This window comes from Methylobacterium sp. J-090 (assembly GCF_022829345.1).
In the GTDB taxonomy this organism is placed as follows: Bacteria; Pseudomonadota; Alphaproteobacteria; order Rhizobiales; family Beijerinckiaceae; genus Methylobacterium.
The window spans coordinates 201,514-225,215 of record NZ_JAKSXV010000096.1 but is presented as its reverse complement, the minus strand read 5'-3'; the positions used below and the strand labels follow the sequence as shown (position 1 = coordinate 225,215).

Sequence of the window (23,702 nt, the reverse complement as noted above, 5' to 3'; positions counted from 1 at the left end):
TCAAGACGCGGGGGGCCGCCGTTCGCAACAGGGGAATGCGCCGGCGCACGCGGATCGTCGCGGTGATCCCCCGGGTCTCGATCGCGGCAACATCCTGGATACACGACCGCCCTATCGCCGTTGCCTCGGTTGCCGACCGCGAGACGAGACCATGAGCTTCCGCACCGCCCTCTCCCGCCGCGCGGCCCTCCTCGGCCTGACCGGCGCCGCCACCGCCCTGCGCGTGCCTGCCGCCATGGCCGCCGAGCCGGAGGGTAGCGCCTGCCTCCTCATGCCGGAGACCGTCGAGGGGCCGTTCTACGTCGATCCTCACCTCCTGCGTGCCGATATCCGCGAGGACAGCGCGGGCCTGCCCCTCGCCTTACGCCTGCGCGTCATCGAGGCCGGTCCCTGCACAGCCCTGTCCCAGGTGCGCGTCGATGTCTGGCACGCCGACGCCCAGGGGCTCTACTCGGGCTACGACGGCCAGGGTGATTCCCGCCGCGTCTCGACGAAGACCCGGACATTCCTGCGCGGTACGCAGTTCAGCGACGGCGAGGGCTGGGCCGAATTCCGGACGATCTATCCCGGCTGGTATGCGGGCCGGGCGACGCACGTGCATTTCAAGGTGTTCGTGGACACGCGCAGCCTCGTCACCGGGCAGATGTACTTTCCCGACGCGACGAGCGCCGAGGTCTACGGCACGGATGCGGCCTACGGCGGCCGCGATACGGCGCGCCGGATCACCAACGGGCAGGACGGCATCGCCCGGGTCGACGATCGACGCCAGATCGGCGTCGCCGCGATTGAGCGGACAGACGAGGGTCTGCGCGCAACCCTGACCATCGGCGTCGATCGGCGCGCCCGCGCGAGATCACGCCTGTGGCCGTTCTGATCAGCCTCCGAACACCGAGGTCAGCACCTCGCCGCCGCGGTTGATCGAGACCTCCCACATGTTGAGGCTGTTGCGGGTGATCCGCTCCAGATCTTTCGTGGTCGAGACGGGCGCGCCGTTGATGGCGACGATGATGTCGCCCTTCTGGAGGCCGGCGCGCGCCGCGATGGAATTCTCGTCCACGCCCGATACCGCGACGCCCTCGGCCGGCAGATCGAGCTGGATCTCCTCGGCCACCGCCGGCGAGGTGTTGACCAGGGTGGCGCCCATGAACGGTGAGCGGGTGCGGACCTTGAGGGTGTCGCGCGGACGGGTCTCGGGTGCGGGGCCGAGCTTCACCGCCACGCTCGTTCGGCTGGTGCCGCGCAGGATGCCGAACTTGGTGGTGCCGGTGAGTCCCTTAAGAGCGAAGCGGTAGCCGAAGGCCTCCGGGTCGTCGACGGTCTTGCCGTCGACGCTGAGGATGAGGTCGCCGCGTTTCAGGCCGGCCTCCTCGGCGGGGCTCTTGGGCTGCAGGCTCGCCACGAGGACGCCGGTGGGGTGGTCGAGTCCCATGCTGTCGGCGATGTCGGGCGTCACGCTCTGGACCCGGGCGCCGAGCCAGGGCCGGCGCACGGAGGTGGCCCCACCCTTGGCGGTCTCCACCACGGCGCGGACCATGCTCGCCGGAATCGCGAAGCCGATGCCGTGGCTGCCACCCGATTGCGAGTAGATCGCGGTGTTGACGCCGACGAGATGCCCCTTCAGATCGACCAGCGCCCCGCCGGAATTGCCCGGGTTGATCGCCGCATCCGTCTGGATGAAGAACTGGTAGTCCGACGAGCCGACCTGGGTGCGGGCCAGCGCCGAGACGATGCCCTGCGTCACCGTCTGGCCGACGCCGAACGGGTTGCCGATGGCCATGACGAAGTCGCCGACCTCGAGCGCCTCGGAATCGCCGAACGGCATCGCCACGAGGCCGCCCGTCGGGCTCTTGATCTTGACCACGGCGAGATCCGTACGCGGATCGCGCAGCACGATGGTCGCCTCGAATTCGCGCCGGTCGGCGAGGGCGACACGGACCTCGTTCATGTTCTCGATGACGTGATTGTTGGTGATGACGAGCCCGGATTCGTCGAGAATCACGCCCGAGCCGAGGGACTTCTGCGCCCGTTCGCCTGGGGGGGCGCCCCGGCCGCGACCGCCGCCGTTCTCGCCGAAGAAACGGCGCATGAACTCGTCCATGGCGCTGCGGCTCGCCCCCCGCGTCTCGACATGGGAGGCGTAGACGTTGACCACGGAGGGTGCCGCCCGCTTCACCACCGGCGCGAACGAGAGCTGCACCTGGCCTTTGGCCTGCGGAACCGCCTTCTCGGAAACGTCTGGAGTTTTTTCCGGGGCAGCCTTGTCGGGGGTCTGCGCCATCTGCGCGGCGGCCGGCCCGGCGGTCAGCAGGACCGCCGCGAGGGGCAGGATCAGCAGGGGCGAGCGCGGCATCGAGGACTCCCGAAAGAACTGACCGCCCGCCCCCGCCGGAGAACGGCGAAAGGGCATGACGGGACTGTCGGGCTTATCTAGACGCGCAGGGGCTGTGGCGCGAGGGGCGGGACGCGTGCGCGGGGTGCTTCAGGCCCTGGAGATCCCCGCCGCCAGCCGCCCGGCACGGCGGGCCAGCATGTTGAAGCAGGTGAGCGACGCGTCGGCCGCCCGCTGCATCTCGTCGACCTGGATGCGGATGGCATCGGCCGGCGTCCTGGCGCCGGACAGGCTCTGCCAGTGCGCCATCGCCGCGCTGCCCTCGCTGCGCAGGAAGGCCAGGATCGTGGCGTTCGCCTCGGTGATCTCGCCGATCACGTCGAAGGACACGACGGTCGGACGCAGGATTGCCTCCGGGGTCCGAGCGACGGGAGAGGCAGCGGATTCCGAAGCGATCTCGACCGCCGCGACGGCTTCCGGCTCGACGTCCCGGGCGCGGACGGGTTCCGGGGCGGCGTCCAGGGCTTCGGGCGGCTGCATGACGGGAGCCGGCTCGGCCTCATCGGCGGTTGACGTCGCAGCCTCGGGGGACTCCGCCGATTCGGCGTGTTTCTCTTCGGCGTGTTTCTCTTCGGCGTGTTGTTCTTCGACGGGTGGGTGCCGGGCAACCGAGTCGCCTTCGGGCTGCCCCGTGCCGGCCCCGAGGGCGTCGGCGGAGACCGTTTCCAGCAGGACGTCGTGGACCGACGGCGTGTGGATGTCCGTCGTCATGGCAGCGGACGTCTCGGCGGGCGGGCTCGCCCCGGCGGGAGCGGTGACTTCGGTCTCCGGTTCGGAGACGGTCTCGGGGGGACGGGATTCGGTGACCACTTGAGCCCTCTCCGGATTGCGCTGCGCCGCGTTCGACCGCGCGGGCGGCCCCTTACGCCGTTTCACCATGGCCATCATCTCCTCGATCCGTTCGGGTGCATCCTACCCGATACGGCGCGGCCTGACGAAACCCGGCCCCGGGGCCAAAGTCACGGGCACGCGCCGAGGGGGGGCGATTCGTCCGTACGGGCGAACCGCCGGAACGGGCTCAGGCCGACGGGCGCAGGGTGTTCTGCGCGAGGGCGCCGAGGTCCTTGGCCTGGGTCTGCAGGCTGGCGATCTGGCTGCGAACGAACTCGGACTGCAGTTCGAAGGCCTCGCGCAGGTCGCGGGTGCGGACGAGCTTCTGAGCGAAGTCGAACGTGGCGCTGGCGTTCTCCTGGGCGTGGTCGAAGCTCTTGGCGATGGCCGTCTGCATCGAATCCTGCACGGTCTTCGACGAGGTCTGCATCTGCTCGGCGGTCTTCATCGCGGTCCCGATCAGGTTGCCGACGGCGCTGCGGGCCTGATCGACGCTCTTCTCGGCGAAGGCGCGCATCTCGGTCGGGATCTCGAAGGTCTGGCCGCTCATGATGTATCTCTCTCCTGAGGGGGCGCGCTACGAATCGTCGCGCCGCGAGAGCTTTATGTTGCGGTGCAACATGAACGTCAAGTCTGAGGAAGAAAGAAAATGCCGGTCCTTCGGCGCAGTCTGCACTGATCCTATGCCGCTCTCAAGCGGCTCGGGTTCGGTCTGTCCGACCCGCGAGGATCGATGCGTAGACCACCCCGAGGGCGCTGGCATGGGCGGCGAAGGTCATCGGCTTCGCCCAGTATCGGGCGCTCGCGGCTTGGCCGATGGCGCGCAGGCCTGAATCGTCGAAGAGGCGGCGCATGGCCCCCGCCAAAGCCTCGACGTCCGGCTCCACGACGAATCCGTTCACGCCATCGACGATCTTTTCGCCCGCGCCCGCCCGGGTCGAGGTGAGGACCGGTACGCCGTGAGCCAGGGCCTCGTAGACCGTCAGCGGGCCGGTCTCGTACCAGCGCGACGGGGCGATGAGGGCGCGGGCCCGGGTGCGGATCGTCTCCCAGACCGTTTCGGGACTCCGCCAGCCCAGGATCTCGACGTTGGGATAGGCACGAAGCTCCGCCTCCAGGGGGCCGGCGCCGATGAACAGGGCCGGCAGGCCGGCGCGGGCGGCGGCGGCGGCGACGAGGTCGGCGCCCTTCTCCCGGGTGAGCCGGCCGACATACGCCACGGCATCGCCCCGCGCCGGATCGGCGGGCTCGGCGCGGGCCACACGCACGGGGTTGTCGACCCGGTGATGGGTGAGGTCGAGGTGGCCCAGCAGGTCCCCCATCCGCGCGACGCTCGCGTCGCAGACGTGGATCACGTCGAGGGCGTGGTTGCGCAGGGTGGTGCGAAGGACCGCGTTGCGCCCGACCCGCACGAGTTTGTGCAGGCGGCTCTTCCCGTCGCAGGGCGCGGCGAGGCAGGTGGGCGACAGGGGCGTGAGGGCGCAGGGCGCCTCGGTGTCGAAGCGGTAGTAGACCCCGTTCGGGCAGGCCATGAAGTAGTCGTGCAGGGTTACGACCACGGGCAGGTCGCGGGAAAACAGGGCGGGGAACACGCTCGGCGACAGGCTGCGAGTCCATTGGTGGATGTGGACGAGGTCGGGCCGCGCCGGGAGGCCGTCGAGGGCGGCACCGAGGCGGGCGGCGGACGGCCCGTCCCAGACGCCGGAGATCGCGGCACGGTGCGCCGGCCGGTTCCAGATATCGGCGTTGTGAAGGCCGATCCGGGCGATGCGCGGATGATCGAGGAGGGGATCGGCCGGCCCGTCGATGGCTTGAATGTAGGTCACGTCGTGTCCGGCCTCGGCGAGGCCGCGGGCGGATTCCACCGCCACCTTCTCGGCCCCCCCGCTCGCCACGGCGAATTCGGCCAGGATGACGATGTTCATGCAGTCCCCCCGCGCCATCTCCCGAGAGGAGATCGGATGCGGGCTCAGTTTACCGGGGATCAACGCACGAGCGGTAAACGTGAGACCTTGAATGTCCTCGACGAAAGCGCCCGCCATGCACGTCGTTCTCGTCGTCGATCACGCCTTCATCAACGGCGGACAGGCCAAGGTGGCCCTGGATTCAGCCATGGGCCTGCGCGCACGGGGCCACGACGTCACCGTGTTCGCCGCCGTCGGCCCGGCCGACCCGCGCCTGGAGGCCGCCGGCATCCGGGTGGTCTGCCTCGGCCAGGACGACATCGCCTCGACCCGGAACAAGCTCGCCTTCGCCGTCCAGGCGATCTGGAATGCGAAGGCCGCCCGGCGCCTTTCCAAGGAACTGGCGGGGCTCGATCCGCACGACACGGTGGTCCACGTTCACGCCTTCGCCAAGGCCCTGTCGCCCTCCATCGGCGTGAGCCTGCGGGCCTCGGGCCTGCCCCTCCTCTACACCATGCACGAGTTCTTCCTCGTCTGCCCCAACGGCGGGTTCTACGAGTATCCGGCCGAACGCATCTGCCACCGCACGCCGATGTCGCCGGCATGCCTGACGACGAATTGCGACGCGCGGAGTTATCCCCGCAAGCTCCTGCGGGTGGTGCGCCACGCCGCCCTCGACCACATCGCCGGAATGCGCCGGCTGTTTCCCCACATCATCACCATCAGCGCCCTGCAGGAGACGGTGATCAGGCCGCACCTGCCGGCCACGACCGCGTTCCATCGGGTCGACAACCCCATCGCCGTGACGAAAGCGGCACCGCGCTCCGGCCCATCGGGGAATTTCCTGTTCGTCGGGCGCATCTCCACGGAAAAAGGTGCGCCGGTCTTCGCCGAGGCCGCGCGCCGGGCCGGAGTGCGACCCGTTTTCGTCGGCGACGGTCCCGCCGCGGCGGATCTCGCCGCGCGTTATCCCGAGGCGGTGATGCTCGGCTGGAAGGACGAGGTCGCCGTCCACGCCCTCATGCGCGACGCGCGCGCCCTGGTGTTCCCGAGCGTCTGGTACGAGGGCCAGCCGCTGACGGTCTACGAGGCCTTGGCCTGCGGCGCGCCCGTGATCGTCAGCGACGCCTGTGCCGGCCGCGAGGCGGTGGAGGACGGCGAGACCGGGTTCTGGTTCCGCTCGGGCGATGCGGATGCGCTGGCCGCCCACCTCGTCCGGTTGAAGGACGACGATCTCGCCGCGCGCATGAGCCGGGCGGCCCATGCGCGCTACTGGGCGGCGCCGCTGACCCTCGACGTGCATCTCGACCGGGTGGCCCAGGTCTACGAAACGGTTCTGCGCGAAGCGGCCGCCGAGCTTCCGGCCCCGGGCCGTGTTGCCCGCCGGCCTGCCGTGGTCGCCGTACCCTGAGTTCGGACATCGGTGGATACGGGCACGGGCCGCCTGCGTTGTCCCCGCGAGGCGCTCCCCCGGGGGCGAACCACGGAACTGCAAGGAGTGCCGCCATGGCCGATGACACCAAGACGCCGGAGACCGACACGATCTCCACCACGGGCCAGCCCGTTCCGAAGGGCTCCGACAAGAACCGGCCCGAGAACCAGCAGGCGGAACTCAGCGAGCGCCTCGACGAGGCCTTGGAAGAAACCTTCCCGTCGAGCGATCCGGTCTCGGTGAAGGTCACGAAGTAGGTTTTTACGGGTTCGTGAAACGAAGAACTCCGGGGTCGTGGGCCCCGGCGTTCTTCGTTTTCAGGCCTGAACCGTGGCGCCCCGGAAGGAGCGACACGGTGAGCCGTCAGGCGGCCTCGAGCAGGCGGCGGGCGATGACCTGGGCCTGGATCTCGGCCGCACCCTCGAAGATCGAGAGGATGCGTGCGTCGCACAGCACGCGGCTCACGGCATATTCGAGGGCGAAGCCGTTGCCGCCATGGATCTGCAGGGCGTTGTCGGCCGCCGCCCAGGCGACGCGGGCGCCGAGCAGCTTCGCCATGCCGGCCTCGAGGTCGCAGCGCTTGCCCTCGTCCTTCTCGCGAGCGGAGAAGTAGGTGAGTTGGCGGGCGATGTTGATCTCCACGGCCATCATGGCGATCTTGTCGGCCACGCGCGGGAAGTTGATCAGCGCCTTGCCGAACTGCACCCGGTCCTCGGCGTAGCGCAGGCCGAGGTCGAGGGCGTTCTGCGCCACGCCGATGGCACGGGCGGCGGTCTGGATGCGGGCGGATTCGAAGGTCTGCATGAGCTGGGTGAAGCCCTTGCCCTCGACCTCGCCGAGAAGGTTGGCCGCCGGCACCTCGAACCCGTCGAAGGCGAGCTCGTATTCCTTCATGCCGCGGTAGCCGAGCACGTGGATCTCGCCGCCGGACAGACCCGCGACGGGGAACGGGTCCGCATCCGTGCCGCGCGGCTTCTCGGCGATGAGGAGCGACAGGCCCTTGTGGCCCTTCTCCTCGGGCTTGGTGCGCACGAGACAGGTCATGATGTCGGCGCGCACAGGGTGCGTGATCCAGGTCTTGTTGCCCGAGATCTTCCAGACGTCGCCGTCCTTGACCGCCTTGGTGCGGAGCGAGGCCAGATCGGAACCGGTGTTCGGCTCGGTGAACACGGCGGTGGGCAGCGTGTCGCCCGAGGCGATGCCGGGGAGGAAACGATGCTTCTGCTCCTCGGTGCCGCCGCACAGGATGAGTTCGGCGGCGATCTCCGAGCGGGTGCCGAGCGAGCCGACGCCGATATAGGCGCGCGACAGCTCCTCGGAGACCACGCACATGGAGATCTTCGGCAGGCCCATGCCGCCGTACTCCTCCGGGATCGTCAGGCCGAAGACGCCGAGCTCGGCCATTTTGGTGACGATCTCCATGGGGATGTAGGCGTTCTGGCTGTGCCACTCGTGGGCGTGCGGCACGACTTCGGCGAGGCCGAAGCGGCGCATCTCGGAGCGGATCGCCTCCATGTCCTCGTCGAGGCCGGACTTGCCGATGGTGGCCGAGCCGCCGTTGTCGCGGATGCGGGCGACCAAAGCTGCCCGATTCTCGGCCGTGTTTCCCTCGGAAATCAGCGTCTCGACGGCATCGTTGCGGAACTGCGCGACCTCGCGCGCGCCGAGGCCGAGCGAGCCCGTCGGGCGCACCATCTCGCCCTGGCTCATGGGAATCCCCGAGAACATCTGGTCGAGATATTCGCCGAGCCCGATCCTCACCAGGAGGGACTCGGTCTCGCCGAACTCGCCCGTCTCCGTCAGGCGGGCCGCGTAGGCGCCGAGTTCGCGCACGCCCTCGGCGTAGGTGGCGATCCAGGCCAAGCCATGGGTGGCGTGCTGCTCGATCTCCATCTTCTCGGCCGAGATCTTGCCCTCGGGCGACAGCACGCGGGCGCGGACCCGACGGGTGGCCTCGGCCACCAGGGCCTTGGCGGCTTCGCCTGCGTCGCGGGCGAGGGTCAGGAGATCCTGCGGTTCGGTGGTCGCGACGGGGGAAGCGGACATAGGGGCGCTCTTTCCAAAAACGAAGGATGATTGGCGCTCATTATAGGCAGGTTCGTCCGGGCTGTAGAGGCGTCTCGCCGCAGAGTGGCACTTTCCCGCTTGAATTCATTATTTCCCGAAAGAAGAAACGCGGTTGTCCCTCTCGAAGGACGCGGTCACTAATTTCATTGCAGACCGTGTCAAAGAAAAACATCAGCCACGGCTTGCCAGGGCGACCCCGGCGGCGGCGAGCGCCATGCCGGCGATCTGGATCGGAGCCAAGGCCTCGCCGAACAGGCCGTAGGCCATCAGGGCCGAGACCGGCGGCACCAGGAACAGCAGGGAGGCGACGCCCGCCACGGCACCGCGCCGGATCAGGACGAGGAGCAGCAGGATTCCCGCCACGGAATTGACGAGGACCGACCAGGCGAGACCGAACCACGCCGGCGCGGTGGCGTCGAACCGGCCGGTGCCGATGAGCAGCGCCACCGGGATCGCCAGGGCCGAGGCCCCGACGAACTGGATCGCGGCGTTGGACAGGAGGTCGGCCGCCCCGCCCCGGCTCTTCTGCCACAGGGTCCCAATGGTCATGGCGACCATGGCGGCGAGACACGCGGCCAACGCCGGTAAAGGAATGCCCGAGGCGTCGCCCGCCCCAACCTTGGGAGCGAGCACCAGAGCGGCGCCGGCGAATCCGAGGCCGATCCCGCTCCAGCGGCGTGGACTCACCTGCTCGCCCAGCACCGGGCCGACGAGGAGCGCCGTGAGCAGGGGCTGGAGGCTGCCCACCAGGGCGGCGATGCCGGCGGGCAACCCGTGCTGGACCGACCAGAACACGCCGATGACGTAGATGCCCTGCATCAGAATGCCGGCGACGAGGGCGTCGGTCCACTCTTTGCCGCCCTTGGGCCAGCGCGCGCCGAGCGCCCGGGCCAGGGCCGCCAGCACCGCGGCGACGCAGACGACGCGAAGCGCCACGAAGGTCACCGCGTCGGCGTGGGGCGCCACGAAGCGGGCGGCGACGAAGCCCGTGGCCCAGATGAGCACGAAGATGGCCGGCACGGCGGCGGTGGGCGCGGTGGAGGATCTGACGGTCATGCTGGTGGCGCAGGCACCACAGTGCGGCACGGAACACAACCCGCACCGGGGGGGGGCGGCGCGCGGGCACCCTTCCGCGTTGCGCCGGAACCCGCCCTCGCGTTTAGAAGGCAGCCGATCCATCGCGCGAGGAAAAGCCTGCCCCCGTGAGCCGCCTCAGCAAGCCCATCGAGATCGCGAACGTCGCGGCCCAGCGCTTCATCGCCCATGACGGCTGGGCCATCGCCAGCCATATCGCGCTCTCGATCCTCATCGCGCTGTTCCCGTTCCTCATCCTGCTAGCCGCGCTGGCCGGCCTGTTCGGCACCAAGTCGCTCGCCGACGAGGCCGGGGTTCTCATCTTCGACGCGTGGCCGCGCGAGATCGCCAAGCCCGTCGTCAACGAGATGCACCGGGTGCTGACCGAGCAGCGCGGCGGCGTGCTCACCGTCGGCGCGGTGCTGGCCCTGTACTTTTCCTCGGCCGGCGTCGAGAGCCTGCGGGTCGGGCTCAACCGCGCCTACGGCCTGCGCGAGCAGCGGCCCTGGTGGCTCACGCGGCTGGAATCTATCGCCTACGTGATCTGCGGCGCCCTCGCCATGCTGGCCTTCGCCCTGCTGGTGGTGCTCGGGCCCCTGATCTGGCGCAACGTCCTCAACGTCGCCCCCGGCCTCGAACCCCTGAGCCTGACGGTGGCCATCGGGCGCATCGGCATCACGGCCTTCCTGCTGGTGGGCGTCCTCGTCATCGCCCACAAGTTCGTCGCCACCGGGCGGCGCTCGTTCCTCGCCGTGATTCCGGGCGTCGCCGTGACCTTGCTGCTGTGGTTCCTCGCCGGCCTCGGTTTCGGCTACTACCTCGACCGGTTCTCGAACGCCTACGTCTCGACCTACGGGAGTCTGGCCACCGCCATGGTGGCCCTGGTGTTCCTGTACTGGCTCGCGGCGATGTTCCTGTTCGGCGGCGAGATCAATGGCACCGTCATTGCAGCGCGGCGGGTGCGGCTCCAGGCGCGGATGCGGGAAAAGCAGGCGCGGGCGCACGGCGTCTGAGGCCTCCGCTTCATCTGCGCACAGGACGCGCAATGACATGTGCGTGTGACCTGGGCGGCCTATTCTCGCCCATCGGGGCCGGGCATAGGGCGAAGGTCGGCGCGGCGGCCGGCCGGAGAGGGCTTCCATGCGGATCAGGTTCGGTTGCGAGATGGGTTACGAGTTTCCCCATCCGACCCCGCTGATCGCCCGGCTCAACACCTATCCGGTCAAGGGTCTCGCCGCCGTCCCGCCCGACGTGCTGCAGGTGAGCCCTCCGGTGCCGGTCAAGACTTTTCGCGATGTGTTCGGCAACCGGACCGTGCGCTTCCTGGCGCCGGCCGGCGCCGTGACCCTGAGCGTCCACGCCGAGATTCCCGACGACGGCGGCCTCGATCCGGTGGTGGCCGACGCCGCGGAGCATCCCGTGGAAGACCTGCCGGAGGAGGCCTTGCCGTTCCTCGTGGCGAGCCGATACTGCGAATCCGACCTTCTCTCCAACGAGGCCTGGGACCGGTTCGGGCATCTGGCGCCAGGCTGGTCGCGGGTGCAGGCGGTGTGCGACTTCGTCCACCACCACATCGCCTTCGGCTACGCCTTCTCCCATGTCGACCGCACGGCGGCCGATGCCCTGGCGGGCGGGCGCGGGGTGTGCCGGGACTACGCCCACCTGTTCGTGGCGTTCTGCCGGGCGCTCAACATCCCGACCCGTTATTGCACGGGCTATCTCAGCTTCATCGGCGAGCCCGAGCCGCACGGCCCGGGGGATTTCGCCGCCTGGACGGAATGCTATCTCGGCGGCGCCTGGCACGTGTTCGATCCGCGCAACAACGCCCCTCGCCGGGGCCGTATCCTCGTCGCACGCGGGCGGGACGCCGCCGACGTGCCGCTGACGCACACGTTCGGGGGAAACCGGCTGACGAAATTCCGGGTTTGGGCCGAAGACGCGGCGCCGGCGCGCCAGGATTAGTCCCCACACCATTCCTCCCCCGCAGAGGGGGAGGGTTCGAAGACTCACGCCGCGAGCTGCAGCTCCACCGGCTCCTCGGCTGCCATGAACTGCGCCCGGGCCAGATCCGCGAAGCGGCCGTTCTGGGCGACAAGGCTGTCGAAGCTGCCCGACTCGACGATCCGGCCCTCGTGGAAGACGAGGATGCGGTCCGCGTTGCGGATCGTCGCGAGGCGGTGGGCGATGACGAAGGTCGTGCGGCCCTCCATCACGGCTTCCAGGGCGCCCTGGAGCTTGCGTTCGGTGGTGGCGTCGAGGGCAGACGTCGCCTCGTCGAGGATCAGCACCGGCGGATTCTTGAGCAGCGCCCGGGCGATGGACAGGCGCTGGCGCTCGCCGCCGGAGAGCGAGCGTCCGCGCTCGCCGATGACCGTGTCGAGGCCGTCGGCCTGCCGGGCCATGAACTCCGTGGCCTGGGCGCGCTCCAGGGCATCGATCATCTCGGCATCCGTCGCGTCCGGGCGGCCGACGAGCAGGTTTTCGCGGATGGAGCGGGCGAACAGCATCGGCTCCTGGAACACCACGCCGATGTTGTGGCGAAGCGAGGACAGGCCGATGTCGCGGATGTCGGTGCCGTCGATGCGGATGGCGCCGTGGTCGGGGTCGAAGGCGCGGTGCAGGAGGCCCAGCGTCGTGGACTTGCCGGAACCCGTGGTCCCAACCAGCGCGATGGTCTCGCCGGCCTGCGCCGTGAAGGACACGTCCTCCAGGGCCTTGCGGCGGGAATTGTACGAGAAGCCGACCCCATCGAACGAGACCGCGCCGTCGAAGCGGGCGACCTGGGCCGCACCGGGGCGGTCGTGCACCGCCGGGGTGGTGTCGAGGATTTCGAAGTACTCGGCGATCTTGGGCATCTGCTGGAACAGGCCGTTGATGCAGGTGGCGACCTGGTCGAGGCGCGAGACCAGCATGGTGGCCAGACTCATGAAGGCGACGACCTCGCCGACGGTGGCCTGGCCGTGCTGGTGCAGGGCGATGCCGGTGATGAAGATCGCCGTCATGGTGAGCGTCGCCGAGGCGCGGGTGGCGACGTTGGCGAGCGCCCACCACGACAGGACCGGGATCTGGGCGGCGAGCAGGTTGCGGATGATGTCGTGCATCGCCTCCTTTTCCGCCTTGGCGCGGGTGAAGGACTGGATGACGGCGACGTTTCCGAGCGCGTCCGAGGCGTGTTCGGCCAGACCCGACTGGTACTCCTCGACCCGGCCCTGCAGGGTCTCGGTGCGGCGCATGACCAGGGTGGTGAGCACGGTGAAGGCCAGCACCAGTACGACGAGGATCGAGCCGAGCTGCCAGTTCACGAACAGGGTCATGGGCAGGAGCACGGCGAGGGAGACGAAGGCGACGAAATGGTCGCGAAAGAAGCCGAGCCACAGCCAGAACATGCCGTTCGAGCCCTCCAGCATCGCCTTGAGGACGCGGCCGGAATGGTTCGTGGAGTGGAACGCCAGCGGCAGTTCGAGGACGTGCTCGAAGTAGTTCGCCATGGACGACAGGCGGTTGCGGTGGGCCAGCCGATCGGCGTGAAGCGCGATGGTGACGCCCGCCGCGATGGTGAACAGGCCGAAGGCCACCCAGGCGCCGATGAGCGGCGCCAGTGTCGCGAAGGCATTGGACTTGGCGTTCAGGTGCGTGAGCTGGTCGATGATCCGGCCCATGAGCAGGGGCTCGGCGAAGGCCGCGACGGCGAGCGCCACGTTGGCCGTAGCCAGGACCACGGCGAGGCGCTTGTCCGCCCCGAGCAGACCCATGACCCGAGCATAGAGACGAATCAACGACATGATACCGTTCGCTCCGAGTGCCAATCCTGGCGCGGCCCCGCTTGGGGGTGGATGCGCCGTGACGCGTCGCCGGTTCGGCACTCGCCCGCACCCAGCGGGGTAGGCCAAATCCTTGACGTGACGCGCTTATGGCGTTCGCTCCCTGAACGGCGAATGACACGATCGGCCCCGGTGCGCGAGGGCTTTTACGGTTCGTTCACGCTGAATCCGCCAACGTGGGGACGGCGCCTCGTCCTGTGGCGCTTTTGCGGCATCCGGCGGCCGCTGAAGGCTCGGTGATCATGGACCTCGCAACAGGGATCGGCCTCGTCGGCGGCTTCGCCGTCGTCTTCGTGCTGATCATGATCGATGGCGGCAACTTCGCCGCCTATTTCGACAAGCACGCGGTGATCGTGATCTTCGGCGGGGCCACCGCCGCCACGATGATGCGCTTTCCGTTCTCGACCATGATGCACGGCCTGCCCATGGGCCTGCGCTACGCCTTCTCCATGCGCGCCATCAAGCCGCGCGAGCTCATCGAAGAGATCACGAAGATCGCCGACGTGGTGCGGAAGTCCGGCCCGATGGCCCTGGAGAGCATGGAGATCTCGGACCCGTTCCTGGCGCAGGGCGCACGCTACATCGCCGACGGCTACGACCGGGATTTCATCCGCGACACCATGGAGCGCGACCGCGACAATTTCCTCATGCATCTCGACGAGGGCTCGAAGATCTACCGCGCCTTCGGGGATTGCGCGCCGGCCTGGGGCATGATCGGCACGATTCTCGGCATGGTGACCATGTTCGCCAACATGTCGGACCCGTCGAAGCTCGGCCCCGCCATGGCGACGGCGTTGCTCGCCACCCTCTACGGCGCACTCATCGCCAACATGGTCACCCTGCCGCTGGCCGATAAGCTCCACGTCAAGCTCGAGGAAGAGGACGTATCGCGCTCCCTCATCATCGACGGCATTCTGCTCATCCGCGATTCGAAGAGCTCCTCCCTCGTGCGCGAGATGCTGATCGCCTACCTGCCGCACAACCACCGCGACGAGGTCGGGGCCGAGGCGGCCTGAGGAGGAACCATCGTGGCCAAGAAGAAGCGCGGCGCGCATGGCGGCCACGGCTGGTTCGTGACCTTCGCCGACCTGATGGCGCTGCTCATGAGCTTCTTCGTGATGATCGCCGCCTACTCGACCCAGGATCAGAAGAAGATGCAGGCGGTGGCCGGCTCCATGCGCGACGCTTTCGGCGTCAACAAGGAGTCGCGTTTCGCCGGCATCATCGAGAAGGACGGCCTGCCGACGGCGAACTTCGTCAAGCACAAGCGCGACATCCCGCCCGAGCAATCCACCGACCACACCAATCCGCCCGATATCGAGGGGACGGCCGAGGATGGCGCGCCCGATACCGGTCTGCCGGAGGCGTTCGGCCTGGCCGCCGCCAGCTTGCGTCAAGCGTTGCAGGACATGCCGGAGATCGCCGAGGCCTCGAAGAACATCATGGTGACCCCGACGGTGAAGGGCCTCGACATCGCCATCGTCGATCAGGACGGGGCCTCGATGTTCCCGGACGGATCGAGCCGGCCCAACGACCGCACCCGGCGCCTGCTCGAACGTCTGGCACCCACCTTGCGCAAGATGCCGAACCGCATCGCCATCGCGGGCTTCACCGCCTCGGAGCGCCCCGGCGCGCGCGCCGCCGCCCCGCCCTGGGAACTCTCGGCCAACCGCGCCATCTCGGTTCGCGAGATCCTGGCCGGCGGCGGCGTGCCCGACGACCGCTTCGCCTCGGTGACGGGCAAGGCCGACACCGAACCGCTGTTTCCCGACAACCCGTATCTGGCCGCCAACCGACGGGTGACGGTGACGCTCCTGTCGGAGGCGCCGACCGTCTCGCGAAAGATGAAGTTTCCCTGACGGGCTCCGCTACTTCGACATCAGCAGCGCCCAGTAGACCCGGTATTTCGAGTTCGGCGCGTAGGCGGTGGCGATGCCCATGCGCGTGGCGTCGGGCGCCAGCATCACGGCGTTGTGGGCGGGGCTGTCGCGCCAGCCCGAGAACGCCTCGGCCAGGGTATGGTAGCCCGCCGAGAGGTTGGCACCGGCCGATGGGTGGCCGAGGCGCTCCATGGCGACGCGCACGGTCTGGGCCCGGCTCGGCCGGTCGGCGGCTGCCATGGCGGCGGCTTCCGCCTCGGCGAGCTTCTGCAACTCGGGATCGAGCCGGAGGGCGCCGCCGCCCGAGCGGGCGCGGTAGGCCGAGATCATGTCGCGGGCGGTGGCGGCATCGACCTGCGCCGAGGCGGTGGTCATCGGCCAGTACAGGCTGGGCAAGCCCGTGGCGGTCTCCACGGGCTGCTGCGTGGCGCAGCCCGCCAGCGTCAGGCTTCCGGCCAGAATCAATCCAGACAGCACCGATCCAGGCAGGACCCGTCCCTGCGGGAAGAGGCCTGTTCCGATCCCGCACCGATCCAAGAATCCCTGACCCACCCGGCTCATCCCTTCGGCAACGCCGCCCCCGACCTGATCGCCCCGTTCCCGGCGTCGCCCTTCGACTCCACGAACGTGCTGGCGATCCGGCCCATGGCCTCCTGAAACGGCTCCAGCCCCTGCACGACGACGTTGCTGGAGGCCGGACCCATCGCCGGGATCATCCCGACCCCGGACAAGGACTTGAACACGGCAAAGTTCAAATCGTTCTGCACCTTCAGTCCGAGACTCACATCGACGATCATGGCGATGAGCTCGAATTCGAGGAACGGGTCGCCGATCTTACGGAACACCACACGGGGGGCAGGCTCCTTCAGGACGTCGGGATGCGCGCTGGCACAAGCCACCAGCAGTTCGGCGGCGTGGACGGGATCCTGGTTGCGCAGGACGTTGACGGTGATGGCGACCCGGCCGGTGCGGTCGCCCCTCACCCGGTTCTTGACGATGCCGGAGATGAGGTTCGAGTTCGGCACGATCACGGCCGAGCGGTCGAAGGTCTGGATCTCGGTGGAGCGCACGGAGATGCGCTTCACGATGCCCTCGCTGTCGCCGATGAGCACCTGATCGCCGACGCGGATCGGGCGCTCCCACAGGAGCAGCAGGCCCGAGACGAAATTGTTGACGATGGACTGGAGACCGAAACCGATACCGACCGAGAGCGCGCCGGCGACGATGGTCAGCTTCTCCAGACTCAGGCCGAGATACGAGAATGCCAGCGCCAGGGTGAGCAGGAAACCGCAATAGCCCGCGATGGTCGAGATCGAGTTGCGCAGGCCCGCGTCGAGGTCGGTGGCCGGCAGGTAGGTGTTCTCGAGCCAGCGCTGGATCGCCCGGGTGACGGCCATGCCGAGCACGAGTAGGCCGATGGCCAGCGCGATGGTGGAGAGCGAGATGGTGACGTCGCCGACCTTGAACCCGAAGAACGCGCTGCGCACGGAGGTGAACACGTCGGTGGAATCGAGGCCCCATGGCGCGAGCGCCAGGAGGGCCGCGACCAGGATGAGGACGACGCGGGCGAAGCCCGTGGCGAGCACGGCGATCTGGTTCAGGGAGCGCTTGCGCAGGCCGGTGTTGGCCTGGAGGGCGGTGGCGATCTTGGTGTCGTCGCGCAGGGTCCCGCCGATGAAGGTGTCGGCGCTGCCGATGAACAGGAACAGCAGCACGAACAGGCTCGCGGTCCAGACGAGCTGGTCGATGAGGAAGGTGGAAAAGGCGACGTAGCCGAAAAGCGCCGCCGCACCGATGACCACCACGGCGGCCCAGCCGAGGAGGCGGGCCGGACCGCCGATGCCCGTGGCGGCCTCGGGCGCCACGTAGGGACCGAAGCACGCTTCCTCCTTCTCCGCCGTGTCGGCGAAGCGGTGCAGGCCGATGGCGAGGATGAGCGCCGTGGCGATGGCCCCGATGCCCCGGGTGGCGATGGAGATGGGCAGGGCCGCCGAGATCGCCGAGTTCAGCGCCTCGACGGATTTCACCACCGTGATCACCACGGCGATGCTCACCGCCAGGGTGGTGATCCGCGAGGCGGCGGCATCCGTCATGGTCGTGGTGCGCCAGGACGGCTTCTCGTGGGACAGCAGGGCGTCGGCCAGGGCCTCGACGAAGGCGATGAAGGCGAGGCCGATGAGAATGGCCCCTGCCACCGGCAGCAGGCGCATGGGCAGGAGGTTGGTGACGTCCAGGGCGTAGTAGACCGCATAGCTCCCCACCACCGCCGGCACGGTGCCGAGCAGAAAGACGCGCCAGGCGGCCAGAAGCTTCTTGCGCTGGGACGGATCGACGGCCTTGGCGTCGCGGCGTCCCAGGCGCGGGGCGATGTTGCGGCGCCCGAAATACAGGGCGATGGAGATGCCGAAGGCGATGCCGAGGAAGAGAAGGTTGCCGAGGGTGCCGTTGCGCGCGAACAGGTCGGCGGTGTCCGAGACGGCATTCTGAAGCGCGCGCAGATCGCGCGGGATGTCGGCGGCGATCCGCATCCACAGGTCCGGCGTGACCAGGGCGGTGGAGCGCTCGAACAGGCCGCGGGTGAAGTCGGCGCGGCGCTTGTTGGTCACCTGATCGACGATCTGGTCGCTCTGGACCAGAAGGGATTTGGCCAACCTCTGGGTCTCGTCGATCTCGGCGACCGCCTGCTCGCGCTCGGTGCGCTCGCGGGCGACATCCTCGCCTTCCGCTCCTTCCTTGGGCTTGGGCCCGAGTTGGGTCAGGCGCTCGCGGGCCGCCTCCAGGCGTGGGGTGGTGATCTCGATGACGTGGCGGATGCGGTCGGCGATGGCATCGACGCCGTCGCGGGCCCGGGTGAGGTCGCCGCTGCCGACATTCTGGCCGGTCACGATCTTTTCGCGGTGTTCGAGGTCGTCCTTGGCCTTGTCGAGGGTATCGCGGACGGTCTTGATCTCTTCCGACACCACGGGCTTCGGCGCCGGGGGCTTTGCGGGGGCCGCCGGTTGGGCGGGGGGAGCCGCGGGTTGGGCTGCCGGCGCCGTCTGACCTGCGGGGACCGGTTGTGCCGCCGGTGCGCCCTGGGCGGAGGCCGTGCCGGGGGCGAGGACGGCAAGGCCGAGCCAGCCCGCCGTCACCGCCCGGGCAAGACGCCTGCCGCCTCCCACCTTGCCGAGGATGCGACGCATCCCCCGGTTTGATTGAAGGTGCGCGGTTCGGGCGTTGGTGTCCTGCAAGATGCCGTCCTTGGAAAGTTCGAGGCCCCCTCACGTGGCGCGTTCGCGCGCCAGCGGCAACGGGATCGCACGAACGAGGCCGGGGCCGTCGGGAGCCGCCGCAATCGCCGAGCAATGGGGCGAAAGGCTGACGAGCCGGCGCGATCCGGGCGGGGCTGCCCCGTCTTTCCCTGCGGGCCGATTCCCGTGGGCCTAGCCTCCCTGTGGGCATGGCGTCGCGCGCGTGCGGTGCGACCTTCACAAGCGTGTCACGCTGATATTAGACTAAGCCGCGATGGACTATGCCTTTTCGTATCAGTGCGAGGGGGTGGTGACGGTCGTCCGCGTCGAGGGACGTTACCACCAGCCGGGCGTTTTCGCCCGATGCGACCGCTTTTGGCAGAAGCCGTTCCTCAGTCGCACCGCGCACGGGCCGCTCAGACGGCTCCCCTTGCGGCTCTCCTTGCGCGAGCCCGCCGGTCAGACGCACCGGCCCAACCCAAGAAAAATTCTGGTCTTTCATCCGACAGGGGCAGCGCGCCGGGCGATTCCCGCGCGTTGTCCCCGTGTCGACCCGCCGAGAGGGGTGCGCCATGCTGGATCTCCAAACGCTCGTGCTGAACGCCGATTACCGGCCGCTGTCGTACAATCCGCTCTCGCTGTGGTCCTGGAAGGACGCCTTCACCGCCCTGTTCCTCGATCGCGTCACCCTGGTGGCGAACTACGATGTCGAGGCGCGCAGCCCGAGCCGGTCCCTGAAGGTGCCGAGCGTCGTCGCCCTCAAGAGCTACGTGACCCTGGCGCGCAGCCCGGCGTTCACCCGCTACAACATCTATCTGCGCGATACGTTCTCGTGCCAATATTGCGGCCTGCGCCTGCCATCCGGCGGCCTGACCTTCGACCACGTCGTGCCGCGCTCGCGCGGCGGCCTGTCGAGCTGGGAGAACGTGGTCGCGGCCTGCTCGCCATGCAACCTGCGCAAGGCCAACCGTACGCCGGCCGAGGCCGAGATGCCGCTGCTGCACGAGCCGCACCGCCCGACCCGGCATGAGCTGCACCGCCGCCAGCCGGAATTCGACCACCGGCAGTACCACCACACCTGGGTGGATTACCTCTACTGGGATTCCGAACTGGAGAGCTGATCAGACTCAGAACCGCCGCGGCGGCTCGTTGTAGAGCGGCAGGTTCAAGGAGCGCGGCACCCGCGCGACGGGCACAGGCGGGGGCGGCGGCAGGTAGCGGGGGTCGCGGTAGGCGACCTCCGGTGGCGGCAGCGGGCGGTGGCGCGGATCGCCCCCCGCTTGGGCCGCGAAGCCGGCGGCGAACAAACCGCCGAAGGACAGGCCGGCGATGAGAAGGCGTCGGATCATGCTCTGGCGTTCCGTCTGCGATGGAGGTCGTGCGGCCGCATCACGCATCCTCGACCCCGACGGGAGCGCGCACAGCCGTAGGGATCCCGCTCGCGCCCCGTCGCCTCGGGCGTTGGACGGGGGGTCGCGGGGGCGAGACCGATCAGAACTTCACGGCCGCGCCACCGCGCACGGTGTTGAGATTCACCTTGTGTCCGTCGAAATCGTTGAACAGAACATATTGGTACTCGCCGCGTAGAAGGATGTTCTGCGTGAGAGCGTATTCGATGCCGGCGCCGAGGGTCACGCCCCCGACGACTTTCGTCGTGGTTCGCCCAACGATTGTCGGCGCGGCAACCCGGCTGTTGGCTGGATTAGTCTGGTTGAAGGACGCGTAACCGAAATTGTTCACGTAAGCCGGCTGGCCCGTGGTGAGGGCGACATTCGCCTTGTAGGTGGCTTGGTCGTAGCCGTAATCATTGATCGAGACGCGATCGACAACCTGCGCGCGACCGATTGCGAGACCTCCGGTCACGAACGGGAGCAGGTTGCCGAAAGCCCAGCCGCCGCGTGCGCGGATGGTGCCGTAATCCTCAATCCGCGTCGATGCCAAGCCGCTCAGGGAGACGGTTTCCAAGAACCCGTCTCCGGTCGTCTTGAAGCGTCCGATGGCGTCCGTCGTTGTCCCACCGCGCTCGAAACGGGTGTAATCGACTTCGACGCCGACGACGGTCTCGTCGAACTGGTAGTTGAAGCCGGCGAACGCGCCGTAGCTCGCTCCTCCGACACGCACAGCCTGCGGTGAGAGCAGAGTCGATGCCCCGAGAACGGTCTCGGCGGTCGTTGCCCGCAGGGCATTGGCAACCAGGGGCTGGAAGCTGTTGGCGAATCCCATAGCTGCCGACGTATAGCCGCCATGCCCGCCGAAGTAGATGCCGTTCCAGTCGATCAGCGGCGCCTCCGGCTCGTAGTCGGGGCCGCGCAGGACACCGTAGTCGAGGTCCGCCGCGTGTGCGCCGGTGACGGCACCGAGCGTCAGGGTCGTCAGGAGCGCGAGGGTCAGGGTCCGCATCGATGTCGTCCTCAAGGCGCCAGCCCGACTGGTCTTTACTGAGCCCGTTGACAGATGTGTACTTGAGTAACCTTAATAGTCCGTTGCTCCAGATGGGTCGGGGCCCTATTCGTAGGGGTTCCCGCTGCTCCATACCGTGGGCATGCCGTGCGCACCCGCGAACCCGTCCGTGAAGGCGTAGCGCAGCCCGACGCGGACCTCGTTGGCGGCCAGATCCTTCAGGCGGCTGCCGAAGCCGTAGGTGTCGAGGCCCGACTTGGCGCGGCCGAGATCGATGTAGCGATAACTCGCATCCAGACTGAAGCCGGCCCCGAGGGCGTAGGAGACGCCCCCCGTGAGGGACCAGGCGAGGCTGGTGACGGAGCGGTTGGGGCGTATCACGCCGGGGCGGGCACCCGTGCCGGCCCCCCCGTCGCAGGCGTCGACGAGGCAGGTCGTCTGGGTGTAGCCCCGTCGAAACTCCTTCTGGGCGAAGCCGAGGCCGCCGCCGATGTACGGCGTCAGGCCCCACCAGGTGCCGAGATCGGCATAGACGTTGACGAGGCCCGTGAGCACGCCGAGGCGGCCGGCCTCGACATTGTAGCCCGTGGCGAAGTTGCTCCGCGACGAGTAGGCGCTGTAATCCGCGGCGAGGCGCTGGTCGACGGTGGCGTCCACCCGCAGCCAGGTGTTGATGCGGTAACCGACACCGCCGCCGTAGGCCGGCTCATGGCCGAGGGTCCGCCGGACGAGGGGCGGCATGCCCGGATCATTGGGATCGGGCAGCGTCGCATCCGTGGGGCGCAGAAAGAAGCTTTCGGTGAAATCGGCGCGCAGGTACCAGCCGCTGCCGATTTCCACGGGCACCGGCGCGGGCGGGGGAGGCAGCAGGTCGGCGGCCCAGGCGGGGGCGAGTGTGGGAAGGGCGGTCAGGCTCATGGCCGCGACGGCCAGGGTGCGGGCCGAACGCGCGCGGCAGCTATGTCTCGTCATGTCGCCTCCGGAACCCCCTATGCTTGGAGCGGGTCGTCGTGACACCCAAGTGCCCGTCGTGCATGCTCCATAGTCGAAGAGTATCCGCCAGTAAGCTTATGATCGAGTTAAGCTTGATAGGAATTAGGAAATAAGATGATCGATATCGCTATTCGGGAAACGAAAGCGGCGCGAACCCGAGGGTTCGCGCCGCTTTGTTGCTGTGATTGAGCTCAATACTTGCGGATGATCGGCGCGGGCTGATAGTCGGCGATCACCGGCGCGGCGACGATACCGCCGAGCATCCAGCGCATGCCGATGCGGACGTCGTGGGAGGTGATCTCCTTGAGTCTGTACGAAGCGCCGCCGCAGCCCGGGTCGTTGAAGCAGGTCACCGGGCCGGTGCCGACATGGCCGAGGTTCATGTAGCGGTAGCCGATTTCGAGCTTGAGGTTCGGCGTGACGCTGTAGCCGAGGCCGGCCATGGCGGCCCAGGCGAGATTGGTGGTGCGCTTGGTGGCGGCGATGCCGAAGCCGCCGGCGGCCGAGCCGGCACCGGTATCGTTGAAGCCGCTGACCGTATGGAAGGCCGAGCCGACGCCCGCGCCGAGGAAGGGCGTCACGCCGTACCAGGTGCCGAGGTCGACGTAGCCGTTGGCCATGGCGACCACCGTCGAGAGGTGGCCCTGATCGAAGTCCAGGCCCTTGGCCGGAACGCCGTTGCCGTAGGGCAGGTCGAACTTCTCGAGGAAGGAGAAGCGGCTACCCCCCCGGTACTCACCGGTGATGTCACCGCGAAGGAAGCCGTTGAACTGGTAGCCGACGCCGCCGCCCGCGAAGAACTGGTCGCCCATGCTCTTCTGGTGGATCTCGTAGGCCGGCGGCAGGGACTTGCCCGGAACGGTGGTGACGACCTTGTCGTAGCTCGCGGAACCCACACCGACATCGCCGCGCAGGTACCAGCCGCCGCCGATCTCGATGGGCGGGGGCAGCGGCTCGGGCGGCAGGGGGGGAAGCAGATCGGCGGCGTATCCGAGGCAGGGCGCTCCCACGCTCGCAAGGAGCGTGAACGAGCGCACCAAGGCATTCAGCTTGGAGCGGCGCATGGGATTCAGTCCTTCACTCGACCGTTTGCCGGGAGCGAGAGGCGCCGGCTCGGATGACGATCACACCATCGCCCGAGTGGGTTAAATCAGGCTTAACGTTAAAAGTTATCCTTGCCATGTCGTTTCGATACAAGTCGAAGCGGAGCCGATGCCCCGAACGACGCGGCCGGCCGGTCCCCCCCCGTGCATCCGTCCGAGTGCACGTAGAGATGTTGGACGATGCGCCCCGACGATGTTCGAGCCCTCGCTCTCTTACTTCCTGAAGTCGTCGAGGCGGCGCATCAGGGACATCCCGACTTTCGCCTCTGCGGCCGAATCTTCGCCACCCTGTGGGTGGAAGAGGAACGGGTCGTGCTGAAGCTCACGCCGGCCGATCAGGCACGGGTCGTAGCGGACGCACCGGATCTGTTCGCCCCGGTTCCGGGCGCATGGGGTCGGCGCGGCTGGACCAACCTCGACTTGTGGGACGTGGACGAAACGGTGCTGCGTGAGGCGCTGCTCGCAGCGTGGCGGACCGTGGCACCGGCCGCCTTGGACGGGGGATGACGGCCCCCCGTCGCCGGCTCGTGGAGGCCCTCTACCCCGCAAATCCATCCCGGCGTGCGGCGGGCGAGTTG

At 68.5% G+C, this 23,702-nt stretch carries 22 protein-coding genes; 9 read left to right on the top strand and 13 right to left on the bottom strand.

Annotation, left to right across the window (positions count from 1 at the left end; translation table 11 throughout):
* The first annotated feature begins 151 nt into the window (after positions 1-151).
* Complete coding sequence (locus MKK49_RS17975) at positions 152-874, top strand: intradiol ring-cleavage dioxygenase (RefSeq protein WP_244030987.1); 723 nt, start codon at positions 152-154, stop codon at positions 872-874.
* On the opposite strand, the gene MKK49_RS17970 is transcribed toward MKK49_RS17975, so the two are convergent.
* From MKK49_RS17970 to MKK49_RS17955, 4 genes are all read right to left on the bottom strand, one after another.
* Complete coding sequence (locus MKK49_RS17970) at positions 875-2,350, bottom strand: Do family serine endopeptidase (protein ID WP_244030986.1); 1,476 nt, start codon at positions 2,348-2,350, stop codon at positions 875-877.
* A 129-nt stretch (positions 2,351-2,479) separates the two neighbouring features.
* Positions 2,480-3,277 carry a hypothetical protein gene (locus tag MKK49_RS17965; protein ID WP_244030984.1) on the bottom strand — a complete coding sequence of 266 codons (798 nt, stop codon included), beginning with the start codon at positions 3,275-3,277 and terminating at the stop codon, positions 2,480-2,482.
* Between the two features lie 130 nt (positions 3,278-3,407).
* Positions 3,408-3,770, bottom strand: coding sequence for a phasin (locus MKK49_RS17960; protein WP_056086204.1), 363 nt, complete (start codon positions 3,768-3,770; stop codon positions 3,408-3,410).
* Between the two features lie 142 nt (positions 3,771-3,912).
* Complete coding sequence (locus MKK49_RS17955) at positions 3,913-5,145, bottom strand: glycosyltransferase (protein ID WP_244030983.1); 1,233 nt, start codon at positions 5,143-5,145, stop codon at positions 3,913-3,915.
* A 115-nt stretch (positions 5,146-5,260) separates the two neighbouring features.
* On the opposite strand from MKK49_RS17955, the gene MKK49_RS17950 reads away from it, so the two are divergent.
* A complete protein-coding gene (locus MKK49_RS17950; protein WP_244030982.1) occupies positions 5,261-6,535 on the top strand; it encodes a glycosyltransferase family 4 protein in 1,275 nt (424 codons plus the stop codon).
* Positions 6,536-6,630: 95 nt separating this feature from the next.
* A complete protein-coding gene (locus tag MKK49_RS17945) occupies positions 6,631-6,813 on the top strand; it encodes a hypothetical protein (protein WP_244030981.1) in 183 nt (60 codons plus the stop codon).
* A gap of 106 nt (positions 6,814-6,919) precedes the next feature.
* Here the strand turns inward: MKK49_RS17945 and MKK49_RS17940 are convergent, their stop codons facing one another.
* Together MKK49_RS17940 and MKK49_RS17935 are read right to left on the bottom strand one after the other, a co-directional pair.
* A complete protein-coding gene (locus MKK49_RS17940) occupies positions 6,920-8,602 on the bottom strand; it encodes an acyl-CoA dehydrogenase family protein (protein WP_244030980.1) in 1,683 nt (560 codons plus the stop codon).
* 192 nt (positions 8,603-8,794) lie between these two features.
* Positions 8,795-9,679, bottom strand: coding sequence for a DMT family transporter (locus tag MKK49_RS17935; protein WP_244030974.1), 885 nt, complete (start codon positions 9,677-9,679; stop codon positions 8,795-8,797).
* A 146-nt stretch (positions 9,680-9,825) separates the two neighbouring features.
* On the opposite strand from MKK49_RS17935, the gene MKK49_RS17930 reads away from it, so the two are divergent.
* Positions 9,826-10,710: a YihY/virulence factor BrkB family protein gene (locus MKK49_RS17930; RefSeq protein ID WP_244030972.1), complete on the top strand. Its 885-nt coding sequence runs from the start codon at positions 9,826-9,828 to the stop codon at positions 10,708-10,710.
* Positions 10,711-10,837: 127 nt separating this feature from the next.
* Positions 10,838-11,659, top strand: coding sequence for a transglutaminase-like domain-containing protein (locus MKK49_RS17925; RefSeq protein WP_244030970.1), 822 nt, complete (start codon positions 10,838-10,840; stop codon positions 11,657-11,659).
* A gap of 44 nt (positions 11,660-11,703) precedes the next feature.
* On the opposite strand, the gene MKK49_RS17920 is transcribed toward MKK49_RS17925, so the two are convergent.
* Positions 11,704-13,479: a glucan ABC transporter ATP-binding protein/ permease gene (locus MKK49_RS17920; RefSeq protein ID WP_244030967.1), complete on the bottom strand. Its 1,776-nt coding sequence runs from the start codon at positions 13,477-13,479 to the stop codon at positions 11,704-11,706.
* Between the two features lie 281 nt (positions 13,480-13,760).
* Here MKK49_RS17920 and MKK49_RS17915 point away from each other — a divergent pair, with 281 nt between their 5' ends.
* Positions 13,761-14,534, top strand: coding sequence for a motility protein A (locus MKK49_RS17915; RefSeq protein ID WP_244030964.1), 774 nt, complete (start codon positions 13,761-13,763; stop codon positions 14,532-14,534).
* 12 nt (positions 14,535-14,546) lie between these two features.
* Positions 14,547-15,377: a flagellar motor protein MotB gene (locus tag MKK49_RS17910; RefSeq protein WP_244030959.1), complete on the top strand. Its 831-nt coding sequence runs from the start codon at positions 14,547-14,549 to the stop codon at positions 15,375-15,377.
* Between the two features lie 9 nt (positions 15,378-15,386).
* On the opposite strand, the gene MKK49_RS17905 is transcribed toward MKK49_RS17910, so the two are convergent.
* Together MKK49_RS17905 and MKK49_RS17900 are read right to left on the bottom strand one after the other, a co-directional pair.
* Positions 15,387-15,872 (bottom strand): CAP domain-containing protein, encoded by a 486-nt coding sequence (locus tag MKK49_RS17905; RefSeq protein ID WP_409565102.1) that lies wholly within the window; start codon positions 15,870-15,872, stop codon positions 15,387-15,389.
* 83 nt (positions 15,873-15,955) lie between these two features.
* Complete coding sequence (locus MKK49_RS17900; protein ID WP_244030957.1) at positions 15,956-18,580, bottom strand: DUF3772 domain-containing protein; 2,625 nt, start codon at positions 18,578-18,580, stop codon at positions 15,956-15,958.
* 620 nt (positions 18,581-19,200) lie between these two features.
* Between MKK49_RS17900 and MKK49_RS17895 the strand changes: the two genes are divergently transcribed.
* Positions 19,201-19,749 carry an HNH endonuclease gene (locus MKK49_RS17895; protein ID WP_244030956.1) on the top strand — a complete coding sequence of 183 codons (549 nt, stop codon included), beginning with the start codon at positions 19,201-19,203 and terminating at the stop codon, positions 19,747-19,749.
* A gap of 6 nt (positions 19,750-19,755) precedes the next feature.
* Here the strand turns inward: MKK49_RS17895 and MKK49_RS17890 are convergent, their stop codons facing one another.
* The 4 genes from MKK49_RS17890 to MKK49_RS17875 all read right to left on the bottom strand — a co-directional run bounded on the left by MKK49_RS17890 (position 19,756) and on the right by MKK49_RS17875 (position 23,085).
* The gene (locus MKK49_RS17890; protein ID WP_244030955.1) at positions 19,756-19,977 is read right to left on the bottom strand and encodes a hypothetical protein; all 222 of its coding nucleotides are present in this window, start codon (positions 19,975-19,977) and stop codon (positions 19,756-19,758) included.
* 142 nt (positions 19,978-20,119) lie between these two features.
* Complete coding sequence (locus tag MKK49_RS17885) at positions 20,120-21,028, bottom strand: outer membrane protein (RefSeq protein ID WP_244030953.1); 909 nt, start codon at positions 21,026-21,028, stop codon at positions 20,120-20,122.
* A gap of 105 nt (positions 21,029-21,133) precedes the next feature.
* On the bottom strand, positions 21,134-22,000 hold the full coding sequence (locus MKK49_RS17880) for an outer membrane protein (protein ID WP_409565094.1): 867 nt from the start codon (positions 21,998-22,000) through the stop codon (positions 21,134-21,136).
* Between the two features lie 212 nt (positions 22,001-22,212).
* A complete protein-coding gene (locus tag MKK49_RS17875) occupies positions 22,213-23,085 on the bottom strand; it encodes an outer membrane protein (RefSeq protein WP_244030949.1) in 873 nt (290 codons plus the stop codon).
* A gap of 219 nt (positions 23,086-23,304) precedes the next feature.
* Here MKK49_RS17875 and MKK49_RS17870 point away from each other — a divergent pair, with 219 nt between their 5' ends.
* Positions 23,305-23,631, top strand: a complete 327-nt coding sequence (locus MKK49_RS17870; protein WP_244030947.1) for an MmcQ/YjbR family DNA-binding protein — start codon at positions 23,305-23,307, stop codon at positions 23,629-23,631.
* Positions 23,632-23,702 lie beyond the last annotated feature (71 nt).

What these genes read in the sequence shown, in the direction of transcription:
- MKK49_RS17945 (WP_244030981.1), top strand. Translation starts at nt 6,631, where the DNA reads ATGGCCGATGACACCAAGACGCCGGAGACCGACACGATCTCCACCACG.
- MKK49_RS17880 (WP_409565094.1), bottom strand. Translation starts at nt 22,000, where the DNA reads ATGACGAGACATAGCTGCCGCGCGCGTTCGGCCCGCACCCTGGCCGTC.
- MKK49_RS17895 (WP_244030956.1), top strand. Translation starts at nt 19,201, where the DNA reads ATGCTGGATCTCCAAACGCTCGTGCTGAACGCCGATTACCGGCCGCTG.
- MKK49_RS17885 (WP_244030953.1), bottom strand. Translation starts at nt 21,028, where the DNA reads ATGCGGACCCTGACCCTCGCGCTCCTGACGACCCTGACGCTCGGTGCC.
- MKK49_RS17935 (WP_244030974.1), bottom strand. Translation starts at nt 9,679, where the DNA reads ATGACCGTCAGATCCTCCACCGCGCCCACCGCCGCCGTGCCGGCCATC.
- MKK49_RS17890 (WP_244030955.1), bottom strand. Translation starts at nt 19,977, where the DNA reads ATGATCCGACGCCTTCTCATCGCCGGCCTGTCCTTCGGCGGTTTGTTC.
- MKK49_RS17960 (WP_056086204.1), bottom strand. Translation starts at nt 3,770, where the DNA reads ATGAGCGGCCAGACCTTCGAGATCCCGACCGAGATGCGCGCCTTCGCC.
- MKK49_RS17925 (WP_244030970.1), top strand. Translation starts at nt 10,838, where the DNA reads ATGCGGATCAGGTTCGGTTGCGAGATGGGTTACGAGTTTCCCCATCCG.
- MKK49_RS17970 (WP_244030986.1), bottom strand. Translation starts at nt 2,350, where the DNA reads ATGCCGCGCTCGCCCCTGCTGATCCTGCCCCTCGCGGCGGTCCTGCTG.
- MKK49_RS17875 (WP_244030949.1), bottom strand. Translation starts at nt 23,085, where the DNA reads ATGCGCCGCTCCAAGCTGAATGCCTTGGTGCGCTCGTTCACGCTCCTT.
- MKK49_RS17950 (WP_244030982.1), top strand. Translation starts at nt 5,261, where the DNA reads ATGCACGTCGTTCTCGTCGTCGATCACGCCTTCATCAACGGCGGACAG.
- MKK49_RS17915 (WP_244030964.1), top strand. Translation starts at nt 13,761, where the DNA reads ATGGACCTCGCAACAGGGATCGGCCTCGTCGGCGGCTTCGCCGTCGTC.
- MKK49_RS17975 (WP_244030987.1), top strand. Translation starts at nt 152, where the DNA reads ATGAGCTTCCGCACCGCCCTCTCCCGCCGCGCGGCCCTCCTCGGCCTG.
- MKK49_RS17965 (WP_244030984.1), bottom strand. Translation starts at nt 3,277, where the DNA reads ATGATGGCCATGGTGAAACGGCGTAAGGGGCCGCCCGCGCGGTCGAAC.
- MKK49_RS17900 (WP_244030957.1), bottom strand. Translation starts at nt 18,580, where the DNA reads ATGCGTCGCATCCTCGGCAAGGTGGGAGGCGGCAGGCGTCTTGCCCGG.
- MKK49_RS17870 (WP_244030947.1), top strand. Translation starts at nt 23,305, where the DNA reads ATGCGCCCCGACGATGTTCGAGCCCTCGCTCTCTTACTTCCTGAAGTC.
- MKK49_RS17940 (WP_244030980.1), bottom strand. Translation starts at nt 8,602, where the DNA reads ATGTCCGCTTCCCCCGTCGCGACCACCGAACCGCAGGATCTCCTGACC.
- MKK49_RS17920 (WP_244030967.1), bottom strand. Translation starts at nt 13,479, where the DNA reads ATGTCGTTGATTCGTCTCTATGCTCGGGTCATGGGTCTGCTCGGGGCG.
- MKK49_RS17955 (WP_244030983.1), bottom strand. Translation starts at nt 5,145, where the DNA reads ATGAACATCGTCATCCTGGCCGAATTCGCCGTGGCGAGCGGGGGGGCC.